The organism is Zhongshania sp. (genome assembly GCF_041584495.1).
Taxonomy (GTDB): Bacteria; Pseudomonadota; Gammaproteobacteria; order Pseudomonadales; family Spongiibacteraceae; genus Spongiibacter.
The window spans coordinates 1-2,478 of sequence record NZ_JBFHDY010000239.1 but is presented as its reverse complement, the minus strand read 5'-3'; the positions used below and the strand labels follow the sequence as shown (position 1 = coordinate 2,478).

General features: G+C 49.5%; 6 protein-coding genes. All 6 read right to left on the bottom strand.

Annotation, left to right across the window (positions count from 1 at the left end):
- Positions 1-408, bottom strand: a 408-nt coding sequence (rplF, locus tag ABYP33_RS18645; protein WP_373092788.1) for a 50S ribosomal protein L6, incomplete at its 3' end; no start/stop codon positions are given.
- Positions 409-433: 25 nt separating this feature from the next.
- The gene (gene rpsH, locus ABYP33_RS18640) at positions 434-829 is read right to left on the bottom strand and encodes a 30S ribosomal protein S8 (protein ID WP_373092787.1); all 396 of its coding nucleotides are present in this window, start codon (positions 827-829) and stop codon (positions 434-436) included.
- A gap of 55 nt (positions 830-884) precedes the next feature.
- Positions 885-1,190 (bottom strand): 30S ribosomal protein S14, encoded by a 306-nt coding sequence (rpsN, locus tag ABYP33_RS18635; RefSeq protein WP_008248324.1) that lies wholly within the window; start codon positions 1,188-1,190, stop codon positions 885-887.
- Positions 1,191-1,204: 14 nt separating this feature from the next.
- A complete protein-coding gene (gene rplE, locus ABYP33_RS18630) occupies positions 1,205-1,744 on the bottom strand; it encodes a 50S ribosomal protein L5 (RefSeq protein ID WP_008248334.1) in 540 nt (179 codons plus the stop codon).
- A gap of 13 nt (positions 1,745-1,757) precedes the next feature.
- On the bottom strand, positions 1,758-2,075 hold the full coding sequence (gene rplX, locus ABYP33_RS18625) for a 50S ribosomal protein L24 (RefSeq protein ID WP_008248337.1): 318 nt from the start codon (positions 2,073-2,075) through the stop codon (positions 1,758-1,760).
- 33 nt (positions 2,076-2,108) lie between these two features.
- A complete protein-coding gene (rplN, locus tag ABYP33_RS18620; RefSeq protein WP_008248339.1) occupies positions 2,109-2,477 on the bottom strand; it encodes a 50S ribosomal protein L14 in 369 nt (122 codons plus the stop codon).
- Position 2,478 lies beyond the last annotated feature (1 nt).

Genomic DNA, 2,478 nt, shown 5'->3' with positions numbered 1-2,478 from the left:
GGTACCACTCAAGACAATCTCTGTCTGAGTCGGGGTATCGACTGATACGCCTTCTGGTAACGCGTAATCAATCGGGTGGGAAAAACCCAACACCAAGTTAATGCTATTACCAGTGGCCTTAGCACGGTAACCAACACCGTTTAGGATCAACTTACGCTGAAACCCTTCGCTAACACCAACACACATATTGTTAGTCAATGAACGAGTAGTACCCGCCATAGCCCAACCGTTTTTCGCGCCTTCACGCGCTGAGAATACTAAACGCCCGTCTTCTTGCTTCACTTCAACAGACTGGTGCAAAGGCAGCACTAAGCTACCCTTTTTACCTTTGACTGCGATGCTGTTGGCGTCGAGCTTGACTTCAACCCCTGCCGGGATCGTCACTGGACTTTTCGCTACTCTTGACATGTTAAGAACTCTTTAAACTGTCGCGTTAGAAAACAGTGCAAAGCACTTCGCCGCCCACACCGGCCGCTCGCGCTGCACGATCAGTCATCACACCATTACTGGTAGATACAATCGCGATGCCAAGACCGGCACGCACTGATGGCAATTCGTCTTTACCAGCGTAAGCGCGCAGACCTGGACGACTTACCCGATGAATCTCAGCGATTACCGGCTTACCCTGATAGTACTTCAACTCAACTGTCAGCTGCGCTTTGCCACCATCGGCTTCAACGCGCGAACCAGCGATATAACCTTCGTCTTCCAGTACCTTTGCAACCGATACCTTAAGTTTTGAAGAAGGCATCTGAACAGCAGTTTTACCTGCCATCTGAGCGTTGCGGATACGTGTAAGCATATCCGCTAAAGGATCTTGCATGCTCATGTTTTGCTCCCATTAAACGCCGCGGCCATAGCCAGCGACAGCAAAATTCCCACTATTACCAGCTAGCCTTAACTAAGCCGGGGACATCACCGCGCATAGCGGCTTGACGAAGCTGGTTACGGCAAAGACCGAACTTGCGGTATACACCGTGCGGACGACCCGTGATCTGACAACGACGACGCTGACGTGATGGACTTGCATCACGCGGAAGCTTTTGCAGCTTAACCTGCGCATCCCACTTTTCTTCATCGCTAGAATTTACGCTGGCGAAAATCGCTTTAAGCTCAGCGCGCTTTGCAGCGAATTTTTCGACAGTTTGGGCACGTTTCAATTCGCGCGCTTTCATTGACTGCTTTGCCATGTCCCCTGAACCCCTTAACCTTTAAACGGAAAGTTAAACGCTTTTAACAGCGCGCGACCTTCGTCATCATTACGAGCAGTAGTCGTGATCGTAATATCCATACCGCGTAGTGTATCAATTTTATCGTAATCAATTTCCGGAAAAATAATCTGTTCCGTTACGCCCATCGCGAAGTTACCGCGACCGTCGAATGATTTCGGGCTGATACCGCGGAAGTCACGTACGCGAGGAATAGCGATACTGACTAGGCGATCCAGAAATTCATACATGTTTTCGCCGCGCAGAGTCACCTTGCAGCCAATTGGCCAACCATCACGGATCTTAAAGCCTGCGATAGATTTGCGCGCCTTGGTCACCACTGGTTTTTGACCTGCGATTTTCGTCAAGTCGGACAGCGCTGCTTCAAGAACCTTTTTGTCTCCAGCCGCTTCACCTACACCCATGTTCAGGGTGATCTTGGTAATGCGCGGAACTTCCATGGGGTTAGCCAAAGCCAGCTCTTCAATCAGCTTTGCCTTCAACTCAGTTTGGTAAAGTTCACCTAATCGTGCCATTTTTCAATAACCCCTACGCGTTGATCGCTTCGCCGCTTGATTTAAAAATACGGGTCTTGCTGCCGTCTTCGGCCACCTTAAAGCCCACGCGATCCGCCTGTTTGGTAGACGGGTTATAAATAGCAACATTAGAAACCTGGATCGCCGCCTCTTTCTCAACGATACCACCGGCCACTCCCAACTGTGGGTTTGGACGCTGGTGTTTCTTCATCATATTGATGCCGGAGACCAGCAACTTGTTGTCGGCCAAAACTTTCTGGACAACACCGCGCTTACCTTTGTCTTTCCCGGTTAAGACGATAACTTCGTCTTCACGCTTAATCTTACGCATAACCTGACCTCAGCCTTCTCTCCACACCTGGAACTACAGTACTTCCGGTGCCAAAGAGATTATCTTCATGAACTTCTCGCCACGCAATTCACGCGTTACTGGCCCAAAAATACGGGTACCAATAGGTGCGTTGTTATTGTTTAGCAACACTGCAGCGTTATCGTCAAACTTGATCAGCGAACCGTCTGGACGACGAACACCTTTCTTAGTACGAACTACAACAGCTGTCATTACCTGACCTTTTTTCACTTTGCCACGAGGGATAGCCTCTTTGACTGTGACTTTGATCAGATCACCGACTCGTGCATAGCGACGATGAGAGCCGCCAAGCACCTTGATGCACATAACGCGACGTGCGCCACTGTTATCTGCAACTTCCAAATAGCTTTCTGTTTGAATCATT